The 23,061-nt window shown below is 69.8% G+C and carries 19 protein-coding genes; 5 read left to right on the forward strand and 14 right to left on the reverse strand.

The window, feature by feature from the left end:
- Nucleotides 1-6 precede the first annotated feature (6 nt).
- The 5 genes from Pka01_RS10110 to Pka01_RS10130 all read right to left on the reverse strand — a co-directional run bounded on the left by Pka01_RS10110 (nucleotide 7) and on the right by Pka01_RS10130 (nucleotide 6,385).
- Nucleotides 7-690 (reverse strand): response regulator, encoded by a 684-nt coding sequence (locus tag Pka01_RS10110; protein ID WP_203882395.1) that lies wholly within the window; start codon nucleotides 688-690, stop codon nucleotides 7-9.
- Entirely contained in the window at nucleotides 687-2,675 is a 1,989-nt protein-coding gene (locus Pka01_RS10115; RefSeq protein WP_203882396.1) for a sensor histidine kinase, read from the reverse strand. The genes Pka01_RS10110 and Pka01_RS10115 overlap by 4 nt, the downstream gene beginning before the upstream one ends.
- Nucleotides 2,676-2,715: 40 nt before the next feature.
- A complete protein-coding gene (locus tag Pka01_RS10120) occupies nucleotides 2,716-3,408 on the reverse strand; it encodes a hypothetical protein (RefSeq protein ID WP_203882397.1) in 693 nt (230 codons plus the stop codon).
- Between the two features lie 194 nt (nucleotides 3,409-3,602).
- Nucleotides 3,603-5,513 carry an NAD(P)-binding protein gene (locus tag Pka01_RS10125; protein ID WP_203882398.1) on the reverse strand — a complete coding sequence of 637 codons (1,911 nt, stop codon included), beginning with the start codon at nucleotides 5,511-5,513 and terminating at the stop codon, nucleotides 3,603-3,605.
- Nucleotides 5,514-5,722: 209 nt separating this feature from the next.
- Entirely contained in the window at nucleotides 5,723-6,385 is a 663-nt protein-coding gene (locus tag Pka01_RS10130) for a TetR/AcrR family transcriptional regulator (protein ID WP_203882399.1), read from the reverse strand.
- A gap of 56 nt (nucleotides 6,386-6,441) precedes the next feature.
- On the opposite strand from Pka01_RS10130, the gene Pka01_RS10135 reads away from it, so the two are divergent.
- Complete coding sequence (locus Pka01_RS10135) at nucleotides 6,442-8,397, forward strand: NAD(P)-binding protein (RefSeq protein WP_203882400.1); 1,956 nt, start codon at nucleotides 6,442-6,444, stop codon at nucleotides 8,395-8,397.
- Nucleotides 8,398-8,428: 31 nt separating this feature from the next.
- Nucleotides 8,429-10,351, forward strand: a complete 1,923-nt coding sequence (ggt, locus tag Pka01_RS10140; protein ID WP_203882401.1) for a gamma-glutamyltransferase — start codon at nucleotides 8,429-8,431, stop codon at nucleotides 10,349-10,351.
- Between the two features lie 3 nt (nucleotides 10,352-10,354).
- On the opposite strand, the gene Pka01_RS10145 is transcribed toward ggt, so the two are convergent.
- Together Pka01_RS10145 and Pka01_RS10150 are read right to left on the reverse strand one after the other, a co-directional pair.
- The gene (locus Pka01_RS10145; RefSeq protein WP_203882402.1) at nucleotides 10,355-11,527 is read right to left on the reverse strand and encodes an acetyl-CoA C-acyltransferase; all 1,173 of its coding nucleotides are present in this window, start codon (nucleotides 11,525-11,527) and stop codon (nucleotides 10,355-10,357) included.
- Entirely contained in the window at nucleotides 11,524-12,963 is a 1,440-nt protein-coding gene (locus Pka01_RS10150) for an MFS transporter (protein WP_203882403.1), read from the reverse strand. The genes Pka01_RS10145 and Pka01_RS10150 overlap by 4 nt, the downstream gene beginning before the upstream one ends.
- Nucleotides 12,964-13,020: 57 nt before the next feature.
- On the opposite strand from Pka01_RS10150, the gene Pka01_RS10155 reads away from it, so the two are divergent.
- Nucleotides 13,021-13,524, forward strand: a complete 504-nt coding sequence (locus Pka01_RS10155; RefSeq protein WP_203882404.1) for a winged helix-turn-helix transcriptional regulator — start codon at nucleotides 13,021-13,023, stop codon at nucleotides 13,522-13,524.
- Here the strand turns inward: Pka01_RS10155 and Pka01_RS10160 are convergent.
- The 3 genes from Pka01_RS10160 to Pka01_RS10170 all read right to left on the reverse strand — a co-directional run bounded on the left by Pka01_RS10160 (nucleotide 13,518) and on the right by Pka01_RS10170 (nucleotide 16,235).
- The gene (locus Pka01_RS10160; protein WP_203882405.1) at nucleotides 13,518-14,600 is read right to left on the reverse strand and encodes an aldo/keto reductase; all 1,083 of its coding nucleotides are present in this window, start codon (nucleotides 14,598-14,600) and stop codon (nucleotides 13,518-13,520) included. The genes Pka01_RS10155 and Pka01_RS10160 overlap by 7 nt on opposite strands.
- A 171-nt stretch (nucleotides 14,601-14,771) precedes the next feature.
- The gene (locus Pka01_RS10165; RefSeq protein WP_203882406.1) at nucleotides 14,772-15,587 is read right to left on the reverse strand and encodes a helix-turn-helix transcriptional regulator; all 816 of its coding nucleotides are present in this window, start codon (nucleotides 15,585-15,587) and stop codon (nucleotides 14,772-14,774) included.
- A 264-nt stretch (nucleotides 15,588-15,851) separates the two neighbouring features.
- Nucleotides 15,852-16,235: a hypothetical protein gene (locus tag Pka01_RS10170; RefSeq protein WP_203882407.1), complete on the reverse strand. Its 384-nt coding sequence runs from the start codon at nucleotides 16,233-16,235 to the stop codon at nucleotides 15,852-15,854.
- A 316-nt stretch (nucleotides 16,236-16,551) separates the two neighbouring features.
- On the opposite strand from Pka01_RS10170, the gene Pka01_RS10175 reads away from it, so the two are divergent.
- Entirely contained in the window at nucleotides 16,552-16,830 is a 279-nt protein-coding gene (locus Pka01_RS10175) for an AraC family transcriptional regulator N-terminal domain-containing protein (protein WP_203882408.1), read from the forward strand.
- On the opposite strand, the gene Pka01_RS10180 is transcribed toward Pka01_RS10175, so the two are convergent.
- The 4 genes from Pka01_RS10180 to Pka01_RS10195 form a co-directional block, all read right to left on the reverse strand.
- Nucleotides 16,793-17,137, reverse strand: a complete 345-nt coding sequence (locus Pka01_RS10180; protein WP_203882409.1) for a hypothetical protein — start codon at nucleotides 17,135-17,137, stop codon at nucleotides 16,793-16,795. The genes Pka01_RS10175 and Pka01_RS10180 overlap by 38 nt on opposite strands.
- A 138-nt stretch (nucleotides 17,138-17,275) precedes the next feature.
- Nucleotides 17,276-19,456, reverse strand: a complete 2,181-nt coding sequence (locus tag Pka01_RS10185; RefSeq protein WP_203882410.1) for an MMPL family transporter — start codon at nucleotides 19,454-19,456, stop codon at nucleotides 17,276-17,278.
- Between the two features lie 228 nt (nucleotides 19,457-19,684).
- Complete coding sequence (locus Pka01_RS10190; RefSeq protein ID WP_203882411.1) at nucleotides 19,685-20,317, reverse strand: NAD(P)-dependent oxidoreductase; 633 nt, start codon at nucleotides 20,315-20,317, stop codon at nucleotides 19,685-19,687.
- Nucleotides 20,318-20,562: 245 nt separating this feature from the next.
- Entirely contained in the window at nucleotides 20,563-21,216 is a 654-nt protein-coding gene (locus Pka01_RS10195; RefSeq protein WP_203882412.1) for a TetR/AcrR family transcriptional regulator, read from the reverse strand.
- A 269-nt stretch (nucleotides 21,217-21,485) separates the two neighbouring features.
- On the opposite strand from Pka01_RS10195, the gene Pka01_RS10200 reads away from it, so the two are divergent.
- Complete coding sequence (locus Pka01_RS10200; protein ID WP_203882413.1) at nucleotides 21,486-22,919, forward strand: MFS transporter; 1,434 nt, start codon at nucleotides 21,486-21,488, stop codon at nucleotides 22,917-22,919.
- Nucleotides 22,920-23,061: the final 142 nt, after the last annotated feature.

Raw genomic sequence — 23,061 nt, forward strand, 5'->3', positions numbered from 1 at the left:
GGGAGGTCACACGGGGGTGTCGCCGCGGGCGTTGTTCGGCGTGCCGAGTCCCGCCTCCCGCGCCCGGACGATCGCCGTGGGCCGGTCCACGACTTGTAACTTGGCGAAGATGCTCGACACGTTGTTGCGGATCGTCTTCTCGGTGAGAGCCAGCCGGGCGGCGATGACGGCATTGGAGTGACCTGCCGCGATGAGGTCGAGCACGTCGCGTTCGCGGGAGGAGAGTGCGGCGAACGGATGGGCCCCGCCGCGCGGGCCGGTCGCGAAGAAGTGCGCCATGCGCGTGGCGAGGGCGGCACCGAAGATGGCCTCACCCGCGGCGACCGAGACGATGGCGCGGACGATCTCGTCCGGGGCCGCGCCCTTGAGGATGTAACCGCGGGCGCCGGCGCGCATCGCGGCGAAGACGGAGGTGTCGTCCTCCAGCATGGTGAGCATGAGGACGCCGATCGCGGGCTGCCCGGCCAGGATGCGGCGCGTGGCCTCGACACCGCTGGTGCCCGGCATCCGGATGTCCATGAGGATGACGTCGGGCTGAGTCTCCGCACAGATCGCGAGGGCCTCCTCGCCGTCTCCGGCCGCGCCGGCGAACTCGAGGTGCGGGCTCTCCTCGACGAGCGTGCGCAACCCGGAGCGGAACATCGGGTGGTCGTCGGCGATCGCGACGCGGATCGGCTTGTCGGCGGTCATTCAGGCTCCAGCGGGATCGTGGCACGGACCAGGGTGCCGGTGGGGGTCAGCCGCTCGATCGTGCAGACGCCGCCGAGTTCGGTCGCGCGTTCCCGCATGGACGAGATGCCGACGCCGGCCCGGAACTCGCGGGGAAGCCCGGCGCCGTCGTCGGCGATCTCCAGATGCAGGGCGCCGTCGATGTGCACCCGGACCGTGCACGTGGCGGCGCGGGCGTGGCGGGCGGAGTTGGTCATCGCCTCCAGGGCGATCCGGTAGGCCGCGACCTCCACGGCCGCGGGCAGGGCCGGCGACCGGTCAGGGCCGTCGACCGTGATTCCGCCCAGCACACGGGCATGTTCGTGGAGCGCGCCGACGAGGCCGAGCTCGTCCAGCGCGGGTGGGCGCAGGCCGTAGACGAGCCGGCGCACCTCGGCGACGGCCTGCTGGGTCTGATCGGTGAGCTCGTCGAGCTGACTCGTCGCGGCGGCCGGGTCCGTGGCGAGATGCCTCCGCGCGCGTTGCAGTCCGAGGACCACGCCGGCCAGCCCCGGCCCCAGACCGTCGTGGAGGTCGCGCCTCAGGCGGCGGCGTTCCTCTTCGGTGGCGGCGACGAGCCGCTCGCGGGAGCGGAGCAGATCCGCGGTGACCGAGACGGCGTGCCCGGCCGCTGCGATCTGGCGCGCGATCCCGGCGAGCAGCCGCCGCTCCTCCGCGGTGAAGGGTCCGCCCGCCTCACGAGGCTCCGCGATGAGGGTTCCGATGGTCTCGCCGGCGAAGACCAGGGGGAACTCCTCGGGGCGCGTGCCTGCGGAACGGCCGGCGGCCGCGACGGTCTCGTCGCCGATCTCGACGGCCACGTACGGGAGGCGCAGCACCTCCCGTACGGTGCGCGCGACCGCGGGGAGCACCTCGTCGGAGGCCGCGGCGTCCTCCAGCCGGCGGCCGAGCCGCACCAGCGCCTCGTAGGGGCGGTCGCGATAGCCGTAGACCAGGCGGTTGGCCGCCCGCTGCAACAGGTCGCGGAGGGGCAGCGCCACCAGCACGGCGACCGCGACGGCGACCGGATGGCTCACCGTGTCCGACGCCAGTCGCTCGCCACCGGCCGCGACTCCCAGGTACAGGGCGATCACCGAGGCGGTCAGCGTGCCGTACACCAGGGTTGTGCTGACGACCAGGCGGGCGTCGAACAGGCCGTACCGCCGGATCGCGATCCACGCGGTCACCGCGAGGCTCACCATGGCGACCGCCTCGTACGGCAGTGCGTTGATGCTGTTGTCACTCGCGACGCTGATGGCGATGCAACTCCACCAGGACGCCGCGATCAGCCAGGCGGCCGGTGTGACGAGTGCCAGAGCGGCGGCGTCGGCGGTGCCGGCGGCTTTGTGCCGGCGGAGGTGGACCGACAGCGCGGTCAGCGTGGCGAGCGGCGCGATCAGGATGATCGTGCCGCCGAGGCCCTGTGCGAACGCGCCGGCGGGACCCGGCAGGCCGGTCGGGTTGTCCTGCCCGGGGTAGTCGAGCAACCCGGGCGCGAAGAGCGTCGAGGCCAGTTGCGCACCGATGACCGCGGCGCAGCCCCACGACACGGGGCGCCAGCGGCGGGAGGGCAGGCGGCCGTCCGGGAACAGCAGGAGGCCGAAGGTCGGCACGAGTGCCACGGCGAACACCCAGGGCCAGCCGTCCAGCCAGCCCGCCAGCCGAGCACCGGGCAGAGGGACGCCGTGCGCGTACGCCGCCTGCGAGTAAAGGTACGCCCCGACCACCAGCGGCATCGCGATTCCGGCGGCCAGGAGGATCCAGCCGACGGCGTTGGACGGGTCGGCCCGGGCCACCGCGCCGCCCACGATCGGCACGGAAAGGAAGCCAACCGCGATGGCCGCGAGCACCAGGTCCAGCACCTCGTACCGGTAGAGCAGCGCGACGGCCACCGCCGCCAGGGCCAGGAGTCCGGCCATGGCGACGGCGGCTCGGGTGATCGCGACGAGAAGTCTGGATCGGTTCATCGAGATCCATTCATACGTCGAGCGACGCGCCCACGCATCCTCAGGTGGCCCTGAGGGTCGTCGCCGCGACCGGTCCTCCCGCCGCCGCGGACACGCCGGTCCCAGGGAGACCTGTGCGGACCAGGGCCACCGCGCATGCGCCGAAGGCCACGACCAGCAGGGCGTAGCCGGCGGCCGCCAGCGCGGACGTCCCCGAGGCCTGTCCCGCGATCTCCGCGACCGGCGACACGCACAATGCCACCCCCGCCCACACCGGCACGGCGCGGGCCCGGGTGAGTGCGATGCCCAGCAGGATGAACCCGACCGCATGACCCAGCAGGTAGGCCACCAGCAAACCGCTGACCAGCCCGTTCGCCTGGTAGGCCGCGACCAGGGGAGCGCTTCCCGCCTGGTCGGCCCGCAGGGCGGCCTCGTAGTAGAGGGCGTCGCCCGCCACCAGGACGATCGCGCCGAGCGATGTGAGGAACGCCAGCACCGTTCCCGCGGCGGCGAGCCGGGACCTGCCCGCGACCGCCCCGACGTACAGGACGGCGGGGACCACCAGGAGGACCGCGAGGTCCAGCCACAACGCGAGCCGCATCTGCGGCAGGTGCGCCGCGACCTCGCGGATCTGGTCGGCGGCGGCGGCGTCGCCGCCCAGGACCGGCGTCACCAGATACTGCGCGAGTTGCCCGACAGACCCCACCAGCAGGCAGGCGACCCCTGCCGCGACGCGCCACCTCGAATCAACCATGCCGCGCTCCCTTCACGAGTTCTCGCACCGAGGACCGGTGCAGCAGAATCGTGGCGTCCGGCGTGATCCCGGAGACAGAGACCGGCGTCCCGCGTGGCGGGGATTTCGGGACGGGAGCGCACGACGGTGCGCCCCGGTCCGACTCCTTCGTGGTGACGCCGGGGTCCCGCGTCACTCCGGATCGCGCCGGGCGATCAGGTGAGCTCCTGCACCGCGCGCGCGGCCTCGTCGATGGCGGCGTGGGTGTAGCCGAAGGCCCCGGCGTCGGAGTTGGCGATGGTGATGTTCCCGAACGGACGGCGGGCGCGGACGAACGGCTGCTCGGCGACCGGCTTGAAGATCACCGGGTCGGCGATGGAGTTGTACTCGTACGCGTACCCGTGCGACCAGCGGTTCACGGTGATCGCCATGATGTCCTTGGCGGCGCGGAAGCCGCTCGGGCCGAGCGCGCGTTGCATGAGGTCGCGGATCTCGCGTTCGAAGTCGCCGAAGGACGTCTCGAGCAACTGGCGGCGCCCGGCCCTGTGCTGGTCCCGCGTGATCGGCAGGCCTGGCTGGTTCGGCGTCTTGGAGAGTGAGACGACGATCGGCTCGTCCGACTTGCGGGCCGACGCGTATTTGCCCTGGTGGGTGTTCGTGGGGAGGGAGCAGCTGTCCCAGAACGTGTCGTACGGCGTGATGCGCGAGATGCCGGCCCGTTCCCAGGCCCGCCAGTCACGGAGTGCGACCCTGGCGTAGACCAGCGGCACCTTGACCCCGTAGCGCATGGCCTCGACCTGGGCGGCGGGGAGCCCGGGAACGATGTAGGAGGCCACGCTGTTCCAGCAGGCCATGACGACGTGTGATCCGCTCACCCGGTACGTCCTGCCGCCGCTGACGTATTCGACGTCGACCGGCCCGCGGGTGCCGCGCCGGTGACGCACGTCGGTGGCCATGGCGTTGAGCCGGATCCGCACGTCGGAGCCGGCCTTGTCGAGCCTGCCGTAGTCGCCCTGGGCTGTGATGACGCTCTCCATCGTCTGGTGTCCGGAGAAGACCCCGGGGACGAGCCGCGACACCAGCAGCCGCGACACGGTGGCGCCGCCGTCGGGGAAGTAGTAGAGCTCCTCGTCGGTCGTGGTGAGCGACATCGCGGGGGTGCGCCCGATGCCGTTGTACGGAGTCGGCTCGAGCGCGAGCCCCCTGAACCCGGGTAGGCCGGTTCCCCAGCAGTCTCCGGCGGGGACGGCCTCGATGCCGGTGCCCCACAGTCCGTGCGTGCGGCGCTGGTAGAAGACGAGCGCCTCCTCGCCGACGCCGACGTGGCGGCGCAGGTAGTCCGCGTAGCTGATCCGGGCGAGGCGCTGCTTCTTCTCCGCGTCGCTGAGACCGGGGAAGTAGTCCTCCGTCGTGTTCTCCACCTTGAGGATGTCCGCGCGCGCCGCCTCCGACAGCGGCAGCCGGGCGATCAGCGTGCTGAGCGGTTCGGTCGCTCCGCGCGTGACCAGTGTGTCCGCGCCGAAGTTCTCCTCGGGGAAGAAGTAGCCGGTGCCGAGCCCCTGGGAGGTGTAGTAGCCGGTGTCGACGCCCTCGGCGAGTTTCGCGAAGTCGATGCCGAGGTCGTCCATGAGGCTCAGCGATGGGGAGTTCCAGGTGTCGGGGCTGTCGAGGTTGACCATGCCGCCGTTGCTGAGCAGCGTGCGGCCCCTGACCCGGAACTCGTTGCGGTGCTGGTGGCCGCCGAAGTCCGCGAGGGCTTCGAGAACCAGGATGCGGGCGCGGGAGCCGAAGGCCTTCCGGTAGAACCACGCGGCGGCCAGGCCGCTCACGCCGCCGCCCACGACCACCAGGTCATAGTGTTCACGCAGGTCACGAGCCGGCCCGGGGTCGGCGCCGCCGAAGGTGACATCGTGGCCTACCGACCTCGCGGCGTCCGTCTGGCCGACGATGCCGTTGCTGGTGGGCGGATACGGGGAACCGCCGCCGTGGCCGGTGGACGCGTGCGCCGCGCCCCCCGGCAACGCGGCCAGCGCCGCCGCGCCGCCGCCCACCAGCATTCCGTTCAGAAGGTCCCGCCGGGTGATTCCCCGCTTCATGCCCAACTCGTCGTCGGTGAACTTGGCCACGTGCACCTCACCATGTCGTGATGATCGGCGGATGCTGCGGACGCTAGAAGCACACAACGACCGAGTCAATGAATCTTTCGAGACATCCGTAAATGACGACGAAATCCGTATTTCGGAGCGTTGAGAACGACGGATAACCAGGGTGACGCCCGGCTTGACCATTTCTGAGGTGCGAGGTACACGCGCGAGCGCGAGGGGCCCCTGGGGAATCAGTGCGGTGCCCGGGTGCCCGGGTTCCGGTACGCGCCGAGTGTGACGCCGATGCCCGCGATGAGCGCGTCCAGCCCGGTCTCGTATCCGTCGTCGAGCGAAGGATCGGCCGCGAGCTCACCCGCGAGGGCCCGCAGCAGGGGCAGTTCCGCCGTCTGTTCCGGGGGCGGCGCGAACTCCGGCTGGCCGGCTTCGAGCGCGGCGCTCAGCATCAGGTTCTCGGCCGACAGGAAGATCTGCCAGGCGAGCCCGAGGGGCCAGCCGCATTCGGTCAGGCGCCCGAGCATCGTCTCGTACCCCCGCAACGTCGACTGCCTGGTGGCGGCTCCGAGGGCCATGAGGCCGATGGCCCTGGGATGGCGGGCCATCGCGCTGAGGGCGCCGTCGACGTAGCCGCGCAGAATCCGCTCCCAGTCACCGGATTCGATGTCGGCCAACCGGGTCTCCACGCCCGTCCAGATCTCCGTCGCGATCCGATCCCTGACCGCCTCGAGCAGGGAGTTCTTGTCGGCGAAGTAGTGGTACAGGGTCGGCCCGCGGACCCCGAGCTCGGCCGCGAGCCTGCGGGTGGACAGCGCCTCGAGCCCCTCCGCGTCGATCAGGGCGACCGCGGCCTCGACGATCTGGCTGCGCGTCCGCTCCGAGTGATTGGGCCGTGGCATGGGTCTATTATCGCGGCCCCCGTTTCTCTATCATCGCTAAAGAAATGAGGTGGATCATGCCCGAACGATCCGACGACGAACTGGGCATGCGGCGCCCCATCAGCCGCCGCGACTTCATCGACGGAGTGGCGGTCGCGGTGGGCGCGGCCGCACTGGGTGGTCTCGGCGCAGGCGCGGGCGTAGCCGCGGCCGACACCGGGAGGGAGGCGGGGGGCCCGTATCCGCCGGCGCTCCAGGGGATGCGGGGCTACACGAACGACTCCATGACCGTGCCGCACAGGCTCCGCGACGGCACGTTCTGGACGGACGCGGGTGAGCCACGCCGTACCGGCGAGGAGTACGACCTGGTGGTGGTGGGCGGCGGCATCAGCGGACTGTCGGCGGCCCGCTTCTACCAGCGGGAGTTCGACCGGGACGCCCGCATCCTGATCCTCGACGCGCTCGACGACGTCGGGGGCCACGCGCGCAGGAACGAGTTCCGCGCACACGGGCGATTACTCATCGGGTACGGCGGCTCGCAGTCGCTGGAGTCACCTTCGACCTTCAGCCGCGAGGCCCGGTCGCTCATCGAGGACGTCGGGATCGAGGTCAAGCGCTTCAAGAAGTACTTCGACTCCGGCTTCGACACCAGGCACGGGCTCGGCAGGGCCCTGTACTTCGACAAGGAGTCATGGGGACGCGACCACTTCGTGGCCTACCGGCCAGGCACGGAGTACGCCGAGATCCTCAAGGACGCCCCCATGGCGGGCCGGGCCAAGACCGACCTGAGCAAGATCTACGACGCCCCCGAAGACTGGATGCCGGGGCTCACCGACAAGCAGAAGAAGGACCGGCTCGCCCGCATCACCTATCGGGAGTACCTGACCGAGCACGTGCGGGCGCACCCGGACGCCGTCAAGTTCCTGCAGACCACGCCCAACGGCAACTGGGGGTACGGCGCGGACGCGGTCGGAGCCCTCGACGCCTCCATCGAGTTCGCCGGCTTCGACGGCCTCGCGCTGAACTGGGACGAGCCGGACCGGCGGCTCGCACCGACCGGTCAGAAGCTGTGGACCTCGGAGGACGACTACATCTACCACTTCCCCGAGGGCAACGCCGGCGTCGTACGTGCGCTGGTCCGCACGCTCATCCCTGACGCGCTGCCGGGGCACGGGATGGAGACCATCACGACCAGCCGGCTGCATTATGACCGGCTCGACCGGAAGGGCGACCGGGTCAGGATCCGCCTCGGCGCTCCGGCCGTCCGCGTCAGGCACGTCGACCACGCCCGGCGGGTCGAGATCGCCTACGTCCAGTCCGGCGACCTCCGCACGGTCCAGGCCCGCCATGTGGTGCTGGCCTGCAACAACCAGATGATCCCGTACCTGACCGAGGAGATCTCCGCCGAGCAGCGCGCGGCGCTGCGGTACGCGGGCAAACTCTCCCTCGTCTACGCCAACGTGCAGGTCCGCGACTGGACGGCGTTCGACAGGCTGAAGATCTCCAGCGTCCGGTACCCGACGATGTACTGGGGGAGCGCGGGCCTGGACTTCCCGGTCAGCATCGGCGACTACCGATTCCCCGACGATCCGCGTGAACCGGCGATCCTGCACCTCGCCAAGACGATGTGCAAGCCCGGGCTGCCGCCGCGCGAGCAGGGCCAGGCAGGCCGGCGGGAACTACTGGCCACGACGTTCCAGGACATGGAGCGGGCGATCCGCGACCAGCTCGCACGCGCCCTCGGGAAGGGCGGGTTCGACCCGGCCCGCGACATCGAGGGCATCACGGTCAACCGCTGGTCCCACGCGTACGCCTACGAGTACGGACTGCCCTGGGACACGTTCTGGCCCGACGGAGAACTGCCCAGTCACGTCGCGCGCCGCAGGTGGGGCCGCGTCGCGGTGGCGAACTCCGACTCCGCACCCCGCGCGTACGTGGACTCGGCGATCGACATGGCCTACCGCGCCGTCCGCGACCTGGCGGGAAAGCCGAGCGACTCGGTCTCCCGCGGCGTGGACGGCGTCGCACCGTAGCCGGCATCCCAGGCGAGCATGGAGGTCTCTGGTGAGAAAACCGCTTCGTCCGCTTCATTCGCTTCATCCACGGATCGCGTACCGCGGCCGCGGCGACACGGTCCGGCGGCGGCTCCTGATCACGGCGTCCGCCGCGGCCGTCGCGCTCAGCTCGACGATCCTGCCGGGCTCGCTCGCCCTGGGCGAGTCAGGCCACGACACGGTGTCCGACACCCCGTTCGGGACGCCGACCGACGCCAAGCCCGACCCGGGCCGCTCCATCACGGCCGTGCGCGGTGACCGCGCCAGCAACTGGGCCGAGCAGACCGGCTCGGAGGTACTGGCACGGCACGGCATGGTCGCGACGAGCCAGCCGCTCGCGGCGCAGGCGGGGCTCGACATCCTCAAGCGGGGCGGGAACGCCGCCGACGCCGCGGTGGCGACGGCCGCGATGCTCGGCGTCGTCGAGCCCTACAGCGCGGGCATCGGCGGTGACATGTTCATGCTCTACTACTCCGCCAAGGACCGTCACCTGTACGGCCTGAACGCGAGCGGTTGGGCACCGCGCTCGTGGACCCCCGACTACTTCAAGAAGCTCGGCTACGACGCGGACACGGGCGTGCCCCTCTACGGAGTGCACAGCATCACCGTCCCGGGGGCGGTCGACGGATGGGACCAGCTGCTCAGTCGCTTCGGGACCATGGACTTCGACCAGGTGCTCAAGCCCGCGATCACGACGGCAGAGCAGGGTTACGGCCTCACCGAGCGGATCCACCGCGACTGGGAGTACATGGAGGAGGACCTCGCGCAGGATCCCGACTCGGTCAAGACCTTCCTCGTCGACGGGAAGGCGCCCCCGCTGTACAGCAACGTGCGCAACCCTGACCTGGCGAAGGCCTACCGCACCCTGGCGAGCCGTGGGCGGGACGCGTTCTACAAGGGGCCCATCGCGGACGCCATCCTCGCCAAGGTCAACCGCCTGGGCGCGAAGTGGATCCCGTCCGACCTCGCCGATTTCCGTTCGGAGTGGGTCACGCCGATCTCCACGACGTACAAGGGCTACGAGGTCTTCCAGACGCCGCCGAACTCGCAGGGCTTCGCCACACTCGAAATGCTCAACATCGTCGAGCAGTGCGGCCCGCGCCTGGGCTACGACCTCGCGGCGCTCGGCCCGCGCTCGGCGACGTTCTGGCAGGTCCTCGTCGAGGCGAAGAAGCTGGCCTTCTCCGACCTCGAGGCCTACAACGCCGACCCGCGGTTCGCGCGCGTCCCGCTGGAACGGCTGCTCTCCAAGCAGTACGCCGCGTCGTTGTGCGGCAAGATCTCGCTGACCGAGGCGCGGGCGCCGGAGATCAAGACCGTCCACCACGGTGACACCGTCTACCTCACCGTCGGCGACCGGTGGGGGAACATGGTGTCGTTCATCTACAGCATCTACGACTACTTCGGGTCGCAGATCACCGTGCCCGGGTACGGCTTCCCGCTGCAGGACAGGGGCAACCTGTTCTCCCTGGACCCGGCGAGCCCCAACGTGGTCGCACCGCGCAAGAGGCCGTTCCACACGATCATTCCGGCCTTCGTCATGAAGGACGGCAAGCCGTTGCTCGCGTTCGGCACGATGAGCGGCGACGAACAACCGCAGGCCCAGGTCCAGGAGATCGTCAACATGGTCGACCTCGGGATGAACGTGCAGGCCGCAGGGGACGCGGCGCGGTTCCACCACGACCAGGCCACGGACGAGCTCGATCTCGAGTCCGGCCTGTACGACCTGGTCGGGGAACAGCTGGCGGCGTTCGGGCAGAAGCCGGTCCGCGCCAACGGCGACCTCATGGGCGGTTACCAGGCGCTGCTGTTCACCCCGGATCCGACCGCCAAGCCGCCGCGGGGCGGCGGGATCGAGGGCGATCCGCCCGTCAACGGCATGTACCGGGCGGGCTCCGACTTCCGGAAGGACGGGCAGGCGGTCGGCTGGTAGGTGCTAGGTCAGCCTCTCGACGACGGTGGCGTTGGCGAGGCCGCCGGCTTCGCACATGGTCTGCAGCCCGTATCGTCCGCCGCTGTCGGCGAGCGCGTGGACGAGGGTGGTCATGAGCCGGGCTCCGCTCGCGCCGAGGGGATGGCCGAGGGCGATGGCGCCGCCTCGGACGTTGACGCGTCCGAGGTCGGCGCCCGTCTCCCTGGCCCAGGCCAGCACGACGGAGGCGAAGGCCTCGTTGACCTCGAACAGGTCGATGTCGTCCAGCCCGAGCCCGGCCCGCAGCAGGACCTTGCGCGTGGCGGGGACGATCGCCGTCAGCATGTACAGGGGGTCGTCGCCCGCGACGGCGAAGCTGTGCAGGCGCGCCAGCGGGGTGAGCCCGAGTTTCGCGGCGATCTCGCTGGTGGTGATCATCACCGCCGCGCTGCCGTCGTTGATCTGGCTCGCGTTGGCGGCGGTGACGTTCCAGGTGATCTGCGGGAACCGCCGGGCCATGTCCTCGTCGTAGTAGGCGGGCCTGAGGGCGGCGAGGGTCCGCAGGTCGCCGCCCGTGCGGATGCCCTCGTCGCGGTCGAGCCCGGCGAGCGGCGCGAGCTCACGCTCGAACAGGCCGTTCCCGGTCGCCTTGGCGGCCCGTTCGTGCGAGGTGAGGGCGAACTCGTCCATCTCGGTCCGGCTGAGGTTCCACCTGGCGGCGATCAGCTCCGCGGCGACGCCCTGCCCGACCAGGCCGTCGGGGTAGCGGGCGGCGAAGGCCTCGCCGTACGGGTCGGCGGCGCCCGCGAGGTTCGCGCCCATGGGGACGCGGCTCATGGATTCCAGGCCGGCGGCGACGACGATGTCGTACGCGCCCGCGATGACGCCCTGAGCGGCGAAGTGGACCGCCTGCTGACTGCTGCCGCACTGACGGTCGACGGTCGTCGCGGGCACGGACTCGGGGAAGCCCGCGGCGAGAGCCGCGCGGCGGGTGACGTTGGCCGCCTGCTCCCCGGCCTGCGTGACGACGCCGCCGATGACGTCGTCGACGAGAACCGGGTCGATCCCGGTGCGGTCGACGATCGCGCGCAGGCTGTGGGCGAGCAGGTCGACGGGATGGATGCCGTGCAGGCTCCCGGTGGCTCTGCCCTTGCCGATGGGAGTGCGGACTGCTTCGACGATGACGGCGTCTCTCATCGGGCCGCCCTTTCCTGATGTGTGCTCGACAGTGGTGGCGCCGGCGCCTGGACGGGCGCGCGGCGGGTGGAGATCCCGAGTGCGGTGACGGCCGACAGGAGGCCGACGGCGGCGACGATCCACCAGGCGGTCCGGAACACCTCAGGAGATGCGGCGGCATCCGTGCCCGAGCCGAGGATCGCGACGAAGGCGCTGACGCCGACGACGGTGCCGATCTGCCGGCTCATGTTGATCACCGCGCCGCCGGTGGACGCGGAGTGAGGCGGCAGCGCCGCCGTGGACGACGTGAGGATGGCCGGAATCGTCAGGCCGACGCCCACGCCGGCCACGAGCCATCCGGGAAGGACTCCGGCGGCGTAACCGGATGTGGAGCCGACGCCTGCGAGGATCGCGACGGTGCCCGCGGCCCACAGGAGGGCGCCGGCCGCGGCGGGGTAGGCGGCGGGAACGCGGCCGAGCAGACGCTGCCCCCCGACGGCGAACAGCGGCACCATGAGCGGGCCGGGAGCGATCGCGAGCCCGGCTTCGACGGCGGTGTAACCCCAGACGTCCTGGAGCCAGACGACAAGGGCGAGCAGCCCCGCGGCGAACGAGGCACTGAACAGCGCCATCGCGGCGTTCGCCCAGGCGAACGTGCGCACCCGCATCACCGTCGCGGGGATGAGCGGGGCCGCGCCGCGCCTGCTGTCCCACGTCAGGCCGGCGGCCGCCGCGACGCTCACGAGCAGGCACACGATGGTCGGCGGGGCGCCCCACCCCCAGGAGCCTCCTTCGACCAGCGCGAGCGAGAGCGCACCGGCCCCGACGGCGGCCAGCAGGGCGGCGACCAGGTTGACGCGCCCGCCCGACGCGTGACCGCCTGCGGGTATGGTCCGCGCGGCCACGATGAGGAGGACGACGCCGATCGGCGCGTTGATGAGGAAGACCCATCGCCACGACAGCTCCACCAGCAGGCCCCCGATGACCGGTCCGAGTGCTGAGGCGATCGCGCTGGACGCGGCCCACAGCCCGACCGCCAGTGCCCGTCTGCTCGCGGGCGCCGTCCGCACGAGCAGTCCGAGGCTGGCGGGTGTCAGGGCCGCCGCGCCCACGGCCTGGGCGACCCGGGCGGCGAGGAGCATCGGAAGGCCGGCGGCGACGGCGGCGATCACGCTCGCCAGCGTGAACAGGGACAGGCCGAGAAGGAACACCCGCTTCGCGCCGACGGCGTCCGCCCAGCGCCCGAGCGGGATCAGCAACGCGGCGTAGACGATGGAGTAGCCGTTGAGGACCCAGCTCAGATCTCCCAGGGAGCTTCCGGCGAAGTCGCGCCCGATCGCGGGGAAGGCGAGGTTGACGACGAAGACGTCCAGGGCCGCCATGAACGGGGCGCCGCACAGCACGGCGAGAAGGAGGAGGAGGGGACGCCGCTCCGCCTTCTGACTTGATGATCCCATAGCCAGACCATAACAGCCTGGCTATGGGATGGGCCAGCCAGGGATAGGATCGGCCTCATGGCGATGACTTTCGAGGGGCTCCTCGCGGACAGATCGCGCTGGCGGACCGACGACTGCTCGATCGGCAAGGCCATGGACCTGATCGGCACGCGGTCGGCCGTCCTGCTGATCCGGGAGGCGTACTACGGGACGACGCGGTTCGACGACTTCGTCGAGCGGGTCGGCATCACCGACGCGGTGGCGGCCGCGCGCCTGAAGCAGCTCGTCGCCGCGGGCGTTCTCGAGAAGCGGCCCTATCAGGAGCCGGGGAAGCGGACGCGTTACGAGTACGTCCTGACTCGGATGGGCGAAGACCTCCTGCCCGCCGTCCTCGCCCTCATGCAGTGGGGCGACACCTACCTGCAGCCTTCGGGCGGGCCGCTCACGGTCGTGCAGCGCGAGACGGGGTCTCCCGTCACGATCCGGCCGAGGAGCCGGTCCGGAGACGACCTCGGCCTCGACGATCTCGCCATCGTCTCCAACGATGACTGGGTCGCGGCCCGCCGGGAGGCGGCTCAGTAGCGGGCCGTGCTCTCCAGCAGGGGCGGATAGGCGAAGGTCCGCTGCCCGTCGACGGTGGCGCCCGAGTACTTCAGCATGGGCGCGACCTGGCGGTTGAGCTCGGCGGGGAAGTTCAGCGTCGGAGCCGACACCTCGTCGAGGACGGCGGTCTGCTCCTCCGTCAGGCGCACCTCCAGACCGGCGAGGTTCGCCTCGAGGTGGTCGAGCCGCCGGGGCCCGATGATCGTGGAGCTGATGCCGGGGCGGCTCTGCACCCAGGCGAGGGCGACCGCGGCGGAGCTCGCGCCGACCTCCTCGGCGACGGCGGCGAGCGCCTCGATCACCGTGAACTGGGCCTCGCTGGGTGCTCCGAGGACCGCCGAGCGCCGGGTGCCGGCGGGGACGCCGTTCTCGCGGGTGTACGCCCCGGACAGGTAACCGCTCTTGAGCGGGCTCCAGGGCAGCACGCCCATGCCGGCGTCCTGCGCCAGCGGGATGAGCTCGCCCTCGATCGTGCGCTCCAACAGGGAGTACTCCATCTGCAGGGCGGTGATCGGCGTCCAGCCGCGCAGCAGTGCCATCGTGTGCGCCTTCGCGGTGAACCATGCGGGGGTGTCGGAGAAGCCCACATAGCGGATCTTTCCTGCGGAGACGAGGTCGTCCAGCGTACGCAGGGTCTCCTCCACGGGCGTCGACCAGTCGTGGTTGTGCAGCCAGTAGAGGTCGATGTAGTCGGTCCGCAGCCGGCGGAGCGAATCCTCCACCTGCCCGAGGATCGCCTTGCGGCCGGCGCCGCCGCCGTTGGGGTCGCCCAGGTGCAGATTGCCGAAGAACTTGGTCGCCAGTACGACGCGGTCGCGCAGTCCCGGGCGCCGGGCGAAGAAGTCACCGACGATCTTCTCTGAATGGCCGTTGGTGTAGAAGTTGGCGGTGTCGACGAAGTTCCCGCCCCGATCGAGATAGGTCTGCAGGATCTTCTCCGACTCCTCGACGCTGCAGCCGAACCCACCGTCCTCGCCGAAGTTCATCGCCCCCAGGCAGAAGGGGCTCACCTTGAGTCCGGACCGGCCGAGGCTGACATAGGAATCGAGCGGCATGGATGTGCTCCTGTGCTCAGGTGTGAAAATCAGACGCTTCGAGTAAAGCGCGATGACCTGCGAAGACGTTAGATCGATCCTGCCCGTGCCTTGCACGATCCTCGCGAATTCGCCAGGGCCGCACGTTTCATGATCAGGTTACGTGCGTGTGCCGGCTGAGCTGGGTCCCACTCAGCGCCGGCTGGCAGACAACCTGGCCAGGGCGTCGTCGGATGGGGTGCCGGGCTCGGCATGTGCGACAAAGAGTCGCTGGCCGGGGGCACCGTCGATGGAGAACGTCGCATGCCAGAGAGTCAGATCGCCGACGCGATGATGGTGGTAGCGCCCTATCTGATGCGGTTTGACCTGTATTTCATGACTTTCCCATATTCGGCGAAAGTCCTCGCTTGCGAGCGATAACTCCTCCACCAGGGTGAGAACCGATGGGTCGCCGAGGTCCGCACCGACCGCAGCGCGCATATGGGCGACCTTGAACCGTGCCTCCTGTTCCCAGTCGAGGAAGAATTCGTGTGACGCCGGGTTGAGGAAGGTCAGTCGAAGCAGGTTGTCGCTATCGGACAAACCCTCGAGAAAGGCTGTGGTCGCGGCGTTTTGCACGAGCATGTCCAACCGGCGGTTCACCACAAACGCCAGGGCATGCTCCCAGTTGTTCACGAGGCGGAGAACGGACGGGGAGACGCGGTCGGCCACATGCGTACGTCTGAAACTTCCTCGCGGTGAACGGGCAAGCTCGTACAGGTGTGCTGTGGCCTCGTAGTCAAGGCCGAAGACCTCGGCCAGGGCGTTCAGCACAGCATCGGAGGGGCTGCGTTCCCTTCCCTGCTCCAGTCGCATGTAGTAGTCGACGCTGACTCTTGCCAGCATTGCGACCTCGTCGCGGCGCAACCCTGGCGTGCGGCGGCTGCCCGCACCTCGCGGTAGCCCCGCCCGTTCGACGGTTGTCGCCTCCCGTCGGGCACGGAGGAACTCACCTAAGAGGTTCTCCACGCCAGACACAGTAAGAAGTTCCATGGCAAGGTATGGCAAAGCGGATATCTACCGTTCGGTAACTTGCGGGAATGGGTTCGATTCTCGTGAGCGATCTTCCGGGGCCATGGCGGGCCCTTGGTTGTGAGCTTCGCCAGGTGCCCGTGCTCGCCGACTGGTCATGGTGTCCAAGGCACCAGGACGCCGGCGGGCACGGGCGTGGTTTGTTCGGCGCTCACGACCTTGCGGACGAACGCCCGCGCCACTGGTCGCCGTGTACCTAGATCACGGAATGGCCGAGTACGTGGCCGTCGGGATGCTTTCGGCCTCCGCCTTTGCCTTGGAGTCGGTGTCCTGCTTCTGCTGCGGGAACGCCTGGTTGTCCGACTTCTGGAAAGGGGTGATGATCAGCGTGAAGTCACGCAGCAGGTGCTGACGCTGGTGCTGGTGCTGACGCGCGTGCTGCCGCTCATGATTCCTGTTCCAGTTGCGGTTGTGGTTCCGGTGGCCACGGCCCCAGCCGGAGCCGCCGCAGCCGCCGCCGCCGCAGCCCATGACGGTGGTGGCGCCGGCGGAGGTGCTGGTGACAGCGGTGCCGAGGGCGACGGCCCCGCCGGTCAGCGCGGTGCTGATGGCGAGAACCCCGACGAGGCTCTTGAAGTTAGACATACTATTTCCCCTTTTGAGAACTTTACCTTTGCGCTTACTTTCCCTGATGATTTGGGAAACATGCTTATGGCGACGCTTAGTGCGCCATAAACGCATTGCCTTATTTTCCGTGCCATGTGGTCGACAAACGACAGTCGATGGCTTTTGTTATTCGCATATCTCTTTATTGACCGCGCCGACCAATAGTGGGCGCTATTGATGCGAAATGCACTTTATGTCGGATATTGGGCAGGTGGTGCCGTCGGCGATGTCCGTGCGGAGGGCCCAGGCGGCGGCGAGTGAGTGATCTTGGTTCTTCGCCGGAGGCGTGGGTGCGATGCCTCGCGCGGTACGGGCCGTCCCTGGACGAACTGCGTTCCCTGACCCGCCCCACGCCGGGCGTCCTTCCCGCGCCGTCGGCGGCGTCCTGCTGTATGCGGTCGAGCGGCCGACTCCTCCCACGACCACCGTCACGGAGCCGACGCTCGCCGTGGTCGCCCAGGGCGCCAAGCGCCTCAACCTGGGAGACCAGATCTACGACTACGGTGCGGCGAACCGGACGCCCAAGGCGCCGCCGGTCAGGCCCGGGCGGGGCCCTGCGGGAAGTCCCTGCTGACCGCGATCCCGTGGGCGGCGAGCTCCACCGCCAGCCAGCCTGGTTCGTCGGGCGTGACCACCGGGAGGATCCTGCGCCCCAGGTCGATGACGAACGCGGCCTTCTTCCCCGGCCGGCGCGCGTCGAGGTTGAACCAGTGCACGAAGTCGCCGGAGCCCCAGATCCGCAGGCTTCCGTGGGAGAGCGGCCTCCAGCTCACCCCCCGGATGCCGGAGAGCGGGATCCGCTTGGCCCAGCCGAACGGGAAGTAGTACCTGTTGATGATCAGCTCTGCGTCTGTACACGTCACAAGGCCGTCGTCGTACACGGAAGCAGAATAGGACGCCCCTCGTGCGTCACGGCGACCTGGCTGGGGCGGTGGTCATGGGCGTTCGCCGGGCTGGTTGATCACGCGGCCCGGGTTTCGGGGTGTCCCGCTGAAATCCTGATCCCGCCGCCGGCGGGTTCAGCCGACTGCGGTACGGGAAGCCGGGCCGGCGATGGACATGGATGTCGTGTCGACCGGCACCGCCGGAACGCGCAGCAGGCGGGCGGCCCAGCCGGGCAACCACCAGTTCCACCGGCCGAACAGCGACACCGTGGCCGGCACCAGCAGGCTGCGGACCACTGTCGCGTCGAGCAGAATGCCCGCGCCCAGTCCGGTCGCCAGGATTTTGATGTCGGTGTCCGGCGCCGTGGCCAGCGATACAAAGGCAAGGAAGAGGATCAGCGCGGCGCTGGTGACCAGCCGTCCGGTGCGACCGAGGCCTTCGACGATCGCTGTGCGGGTGTCCGCGGTGCGGTCGTACTCCTCCCGCATCCGGGCGAGGATGAACACCTCGTAGTCCATGGACAGCCCGTAGAGGAATGCGAAGCCCATCAGCGGTACCCAGAAGGTGATCGCGCCGGTTGCCGGTACCCCCCAGATGGCGTGTGAGCCGTGGCCGTTCTGCCATACGAGGACCAGCACTCCATAGCTGGCGGCCAGGGACAGCAGGTTGAGCACGACCGCCTTGAATGCCAGCAACACTGAGCGGAACGCCCTGGTCAGCAGGACGAAGGTGATCAGTCCGATGAGTGCGAGCAGCAGCGGGAACGGTCCGTAGAGCACGTTTTCGGCGTCCTCCTCCAACACGCCCAGTCCACCCGCCTGCGCGCCAGGCACCTCGTGCAGCACATCGCGTACCCGGGTGATGGTGGCCTTACCGGCGTCGCTGCTCGCCTCGTCGCCGGGGAGCACGACCAGCAGTCGCGTCGCGGCCTGGCTCCACGCGGGGTCGGATGGCGCGACCGCCGCGTAGGTGCCGGGCAGGCCGTCCAGCGTCGACGGTGGCTGTGTGCCGGCGGGGATGAGCACTTCGATGGGGGTCAGCACGCCGCTGGGTATTCCGGCCCGGGTCAGGTCGGCCAGTCCGGCTGCGGCGGACGGCCGGGCCGAGCGAGCGAGCGCGTCGCTGTGGGCGTCGCCGAGCTTGATGTCCGAACCTGCGACGGCCAAGCCGCCGAGGACCAGCAGCGCGCCGGCGGCGGCGAGCCATCGGGCGCGGACGACGCCACCGGCCCACGCCCGCCAGGCGCGGCCGGCCGACTCCTCCCGGCGGACCCTGGGCCAGTCCATTCGGTGCCCGACAGTGGCCAGCAGCACCGGCAGGAGGGTGAGGGTGACCAGCACGCTGACCAGGGGGACGAGCATCCCGCCGTATCCGACGCTGCGCATGAAAGGTACGGGTAGAACCACCAGCGCGATCAGCCCGATGGCCACGGTCACCCCGCTGAACAGCACGGCCCGCCCGGCACTGGCCATCGCGCGGTGTACGGCCTCGTCGCCGGAGTAGCCGTGGGCCCGCTCCTCCCGCCATCGGGTGACCAGCAGTAGCGAGTAGTCGATGGCCACGCCCAGGCCGATCAGCGCGACCAGGAACTGGACGATGAAGCTCACGTCGGAGACGTGGGTCAGCGCGAGCACGATGAGGAACGTGGTGAGGATCGACACGGACGCCACCAGCAGCGGTACCAGGGCCAGCAACGAGCCGAAGACGAAGGCCAGCACCACGAGCGCACCGACCCCGCCGATCAGCGTCTCGGTCAGAACACTGCTGCCCGAGCCGGTGCCGTCCACCGTGGACAGCTCGCTGATTCCGGTCACGTGCACCGTCGCGCCCGCCGGGAGGACGCTCGACATCGCCCGGGTGATCTGCCCGCCGTAGTCGGGTGGTGTGGACGCGCCACGGGCGGGCGGTGTGAAGATCAGCCCGAAGACGGTCCGCCCGTCGGCGCCGACGAACCGGTGGTCGCCGGTGGAGGGATAGGACACCACCCGCATCCGCGTGATGACGGCCGCCGCTTTGAACGCCCGTTTGACCGCCGGGTCGTCGGCGGTGGTTCCGTCGGGGAGGACGACCACGGGAACCAGCGGGTATGCACTGGCTCCGGTGCCGTACGCGGTCAGGATGGCGTGGTTCGCCTTGTCGCCGGCCGCGTTCGGAAAGGAGAAGTCATGGGAGAGGTGGCCCGACAGCCGGCCGGTGGCCGCGCCACCGGCAAGGAAGAGCACGAGCCAGGACAGTGTCACCGCCAGCTTGTGCCGCAGTACGAAGCGAGAGAAGCGGGTGATGGCCGGGCTGCGGGCTTCGGCGCCGGTGTTCATGCTCGCGACGCCCCGGGGTGGACGGCCTCGTTCGGCCCGTCGTTCAACGCATTGTGGCGCTCATGATGGTCGACCCGATGGTGGCCTTGGAAACTGTTCCGGGGATCGGCCTGATGAGTGTCGAAGGTGACCGGCATCGCATCTCCTTTGTTGATGGCATAGGTGGGCAGGGCGTCGATGGACGGCCCGGTGGCCGGGTGCGGTGGCGTGCGGTGTCCGATGGTCGGGTCAGTTTCCGATCGAGATCGCGGCGTTGATCGGGTCGTGGTCGACCAGGCAACGCAGGATGCAGTCGGCGAGATCGGCGCGCGAGACGCGCATTCCGCCGCGTACGTTGCGGTCGACGGCGCTGCGATAGGCGGCGGTTCGGGGCCCGTCGGTGAGCATCGGCGGACGCACGATCGTCCACTCCAGATCACTGGCGCGGACGACGTCCTCCATCCGGCGCTTGTCGGCGATGGTGTGCTTGAGCACGTTGCCCAGCATCGGTTTGAGGATCAGGCGGGTCAGTGGTCCGTCGCCGTCGGTGGTGAGGGTGCCGGCGCTGACCACGACGAGTCGTCGCACGCCTTCGGTGTGCATGGCCTTGATGACGCTGAGCGTGCCGTCGGCGCAGACGGTGGTCGGCACCCGCCCGTCACGGGAGCCCAGCGCCGACACCACGGCGTCACGCTCGTGGATGGCCGGGCCGATCGCGACGGGGTCCATCACCTCGGCCTTCAGCACCGTCAGGCGGGGATGCGTTTCGGTGAGCCGGGCCGGGTCCCGCACCACCGCGGTGATCTCATGGCCCGCGTCGCAGGCCTGCCGGATCACGTGACCGCCGGTGCCTCCGGTCGCCCCGAAGAGGGTGATCTTCATGTCTTTTCCCCTTTCGAACCGGTGGAGCTGTAGACGCGGCACGCCGGCTCGGGTCTCCTCAACGGATGACGAGTCCCCAGCCGGCGCTCCACCCGCGCCGTCCGTGTGATGAGTCACGATGTCGGTCGCAAGCGGTCACGGTCGTCAGGCGGAGGAAGGCTCTGCCGCTACCACGGGCGGCGTAGGCCGGCGGAAACCGCATCCGGTCAGGGATGTAGCACTGTGCCCTGCCGTGCGTCTGGTGGTTACGAGCTCACTGCGGGTGTGGTCGCACCGGGCGCGCTGAGGGCCGCGAGCAACGTCGCCGCGATGATCCGCGCCGCGTCGCCGGTGTCCAGCTTGCCCGCGGCGCTGTCTTCGGCTGCGGCATGCATCAGGCTGAACACGACGGTGACGAGCCACTCCTCGGGGAGGTCGTCGCGAAAGACGCCGGCCCGTCGCCCGCGGTCGATGATCGTCTGGATGCGACGCAGGATCCGGTCGTGGACGGCGCGGATCCGTTCTGCGGGAAGTTCGTGCTGGGCGGCCTGAAGCACGGACCGGAACTGGTGGACGATCTGCCATGAGGCGCCGACGAGCCGGGTCAGCGCCTGGCGTGGGTCACCGGCCATGTCGATCGTGTCGAGAGTGGCGTCGGCCTGCTCCGCGGTGCGCGTCAGCACCGCGTCGACGAGGTCTGCGCGGGTGCTGAAGTGCCCGTAGAGCGTGACCCGGCCGACACCGGCCGCCTTGGCGATGTCGGCGACGCTGGCGTCGGCGTCGCGGGAGAGAAGCAGCACGGCCGCGTCCAGGATGGACGCGATGTTGCGCCGGGCGTCGGCCCGCCGCTCCGTGAGCGGCGCCGCCGCGCGCTGCGCGGACCTGGGCCTGCCGCCGGCGCCGCGCGGAGTGGCTGCCATTCCTACTCCTGTGAGCTGATCGCCGAGTAACTCGAACAGTGTAGTTCATGTTCCGCACCTGTGTTCTCGTCCCGTAGGCGGCGTGGAAGGAGCGTCGGAAATGTCCGGCCCTCCTGGTGGCCATGTACTGCTTCGCCATGGCTTGAGTTAATTCGAACAATGGTGTACGAGTTAGTACTACCGTTTAACCCGAACAGACATGTTCAAGTTAGTCCTACGGGGGCCGATCGCGTACGCGGCGGCCGTTGACACAGAGGAGGGAACAGGCCATGGCGGCTACGTCACCGTCGCCCATCTCCAATGATCGGGAGCACACCGAACCGCCTGACGCGCGGCGGTGGTGGCTGCTGGGACTCTTGAGCGTCGCGCAGTTCATGCTCGTTCTCGACGTGACCGTCGTGAACGTGGCGCTGCCCGACATCGGCGTCGACCTGGCGCTGCACCGGGGCGTCATGCCGTGGGTGCTGACGACGTACACGTTGGTCTTCGGCGGTCTCATGCTGCTCGGCGGCCGCGCCACGGACATGTTCGGTGCTCGCCGGGTGCTCCTCAGCGGTCTGGCGATCTTCATCGTCGCGTCCTTGGCCAGCGGACTCGCGGCCGACGCGGGGATACTTCTGGCCGGCCGTGCGGCGCAGGGAATCGGCGCGGCGTTGATGTCACCGGCAGCGCTGTCGGTGGTCACCACGACCTTCGCCGGCAAGGACCGGGCAAGGGCGCTGGGCATATGGGCGGCGATCGCCGGTGCGGGTTCGGCCCTGGGCGTGATACTCGGCGGCCTGCTGACGTCCGGCCCGGGCTGGCGGTGGGTGTTCTTCATCAACGTGCCGGCCGGGCTGATCGTCCTGGCGCTGACGCCCATGGTGATTCCCGCCAGGTGGCGACACCGGTCCAGGCCGGTCCAGGTGGATGCGGCCGGGGCGCTCTCGGTCACCCTCGCCACCGGCGCCGCCATATACGGGCTGGTCAACGTCGGCGGACACGGTTGGCTCGCGGTGTCGACGCTCGTGCCGTTGGCCGTGGCGGTTCTGCTGTACGGGGTGTTCGTACTGGTCGAGCGCGTGGCCGTCGCACCGCTGATGCCGTTGCGGGTGCTGACCGGTCGTCCGGTGGTGGCCGGGGTGATGCTGATGCTGGTCGCCACCGGCCTGTTGGTGGGCGCGTTCTACCTCGGGTCGTTCTACCTCCAGCGTCTTCACGGCTACAGCGCCGCGGGGACCGGTCTGGCCTTCTTGCCGATCGCGCTCGGCACGATCATCGGGGCCCACGGCGGCAGCCGGGCCGTCACGAAGCTCGACGGGCGCGTGCTCGCCGCCGGCTCGTTGGTGGTCGCCGCGCTCGGTTCCGGGCTGGCGGCCGCTGCGGGCGGCCCGGTCGGTCTGGTCGCCGGGCTCAGCGTGTCGGCGATCGGCGTCGGCGCCGCGCTGGTCACGGCGGTCACCGCGGCGCTGAGCGGGGTCGCCCCCGACGAGGCGGGCACGCGTTCGGGAATCGTGAACACCTTCCACGAACTCGGCGGCGCATTCGGGGTCGCCGTCCTGTCCAGCGTCGCCGTCGCCGGCGTGACCGGTGACATCAGCACGTCCGGCGTCACCCACGCCTTCACGGTGAGCGCTGTCGCGGCCGTGGCCGCGGCCGTGCTGGCCGCGATCATCGTGCCCGCGGGAGTCGCGCCCGCCGGTGCGATTCCGCACGCCCACTAGTGCCACGCGCCGGCTGCGCACCGCCTACCTGGCCACCCATGCCCATGAGCGGTGTGAACGAACACAGAGCCCACCCGCACGCAGGCGAATCGACGGCACATCGGCCTGAACCAGCAGATGAGGAGAACAAGGATGACTGTCC

Origin of the sequence: Planotetraspora kaengkrachanensis (assembly GCF_016862895.1) — a bacterium.
Lineage (GTDB): Bacteria > Actinomycetota > Actinomycetes > Streptosporangiales > Streptosporangiaceae > Planotetraspora > Planotetraspora kaengkrachanensis.

What these genes read in the sequence shown, in the direction of transcription:
- Pka01_RS10155 (WP_203882404.1), top strand. Translation starts at nt 13,021, where the DNA reads ATGGCGATGACTTTCGAGGGGCTCCTCGCGGACAGATCGCGCTGGCGG.
- Pka01_RS10175 (WP_203882408.1), top strand. Translation starts at nt 16,552, where the DNA reads ATGCCTCGCGCGGTACGGGCCGTCCCTGGACGAACTGCGTTCCCTGAC.
- Pka01_RS10150 (WP_203882403.1), bottom strand. Translation starts at nt 12,963, where the DNA reads ATGGGATCATCAAGTCAGAAGGCGGAGCGGCGTCCCCTCCTCCTCCTT.
- Pka01_RS10135 (WP_203882400.1), top strand. Translation starts at nt 6,442, where the DNA reads ATGCCCGAACGATCCGACGACGAACTGGGCATGCGGCGCCCCATCAGC.
- Pka01_RS10115 (WP_203882396.1), bottom strand. Translation starts at nt 2,675, where the DNA reads ATGAACCGATCCAGACTTCTCGTCGCGATCACCCGAGCCGCCGTCGCC.
- Pka01_RS10195 (WP_203882412.1), bottom strand. Translation starts at nt 21,216, where the DNA reads ATGGCAGCCACTCCGCGCGGCGCCGGCGGCAGGCCCAGGTCCGCGCAG.
- Pka01_RS10130 (WP_203882399.1), bottom strand. Translation starts at nt 6,385, where the DNA reads ATGCCACGGCCCAATCACTCGGAGCGGACGCGCAGCCAGATCGTCGAG.
- Pka01_RS10145 (WP_203882402.1), bottom strand. Translation starts at nt 11,527, where the DNA reads ATGAGAGACGCCGTCATCGTCGAAGCAGTCCGCACTCCCATCGGCAAG.
- Pka01_RS10185 (WP_203882410.1), bottom strand. Translation starts at nt 19,456, where the DNA reads ATGAACACCGGCGCCGAAGCCCGCAGCCCGGCCATCACCCGCTTCTCT.
- Pka01_RS10160 (WP_203882405.1), bottom strand. Translation starts at nt 14,600, where the DNA reads ATGCCGCTCGATTCCTATGTCAGCCTCGGCCGGTCCGGACTCAAGGTG.
- Pka01_RS10170 (WP_203882407.1), bottom strand. Translation starts at nt 16,235, where the DNA reads ATGTCTAACTTCAAGAGCCTCGTCGGGGTTCTCGCCATCAGCACCGCG.
- Pka01_RS10110 (WP_203882395.1), bottom strand. Translation starts at nt 690, where the DNA reads ATGACCGCCGACAAGCCGATCCGCGTCGCGATCGCCGACGACCACCCG.
- Pka01_RS10190 (WP_203882411.1), bottom strand. Translation starts at nt 20,317, where the DNA reads ATGAAGATCACCCTCTTCGGGGCGACCGGAGGCACCGGCGGTCACGTG.
- Pka01_RS10120 (WP_203882397.1), bottom strand. Translation starts at nt 3,408, where the DNA reads ATGGTTGATTCGAGGTGGCGCGTCGCGGCAGGGGTCGCCTGCCTGCTG.
- Pka01_RS10200 (WP_203882413.1), top strand. Translation starts at nt 21,486, where the DNA reads ATGGCGGCTACGTCACCGTCGCCCATCTCCAATGATCGGGAGCACACC.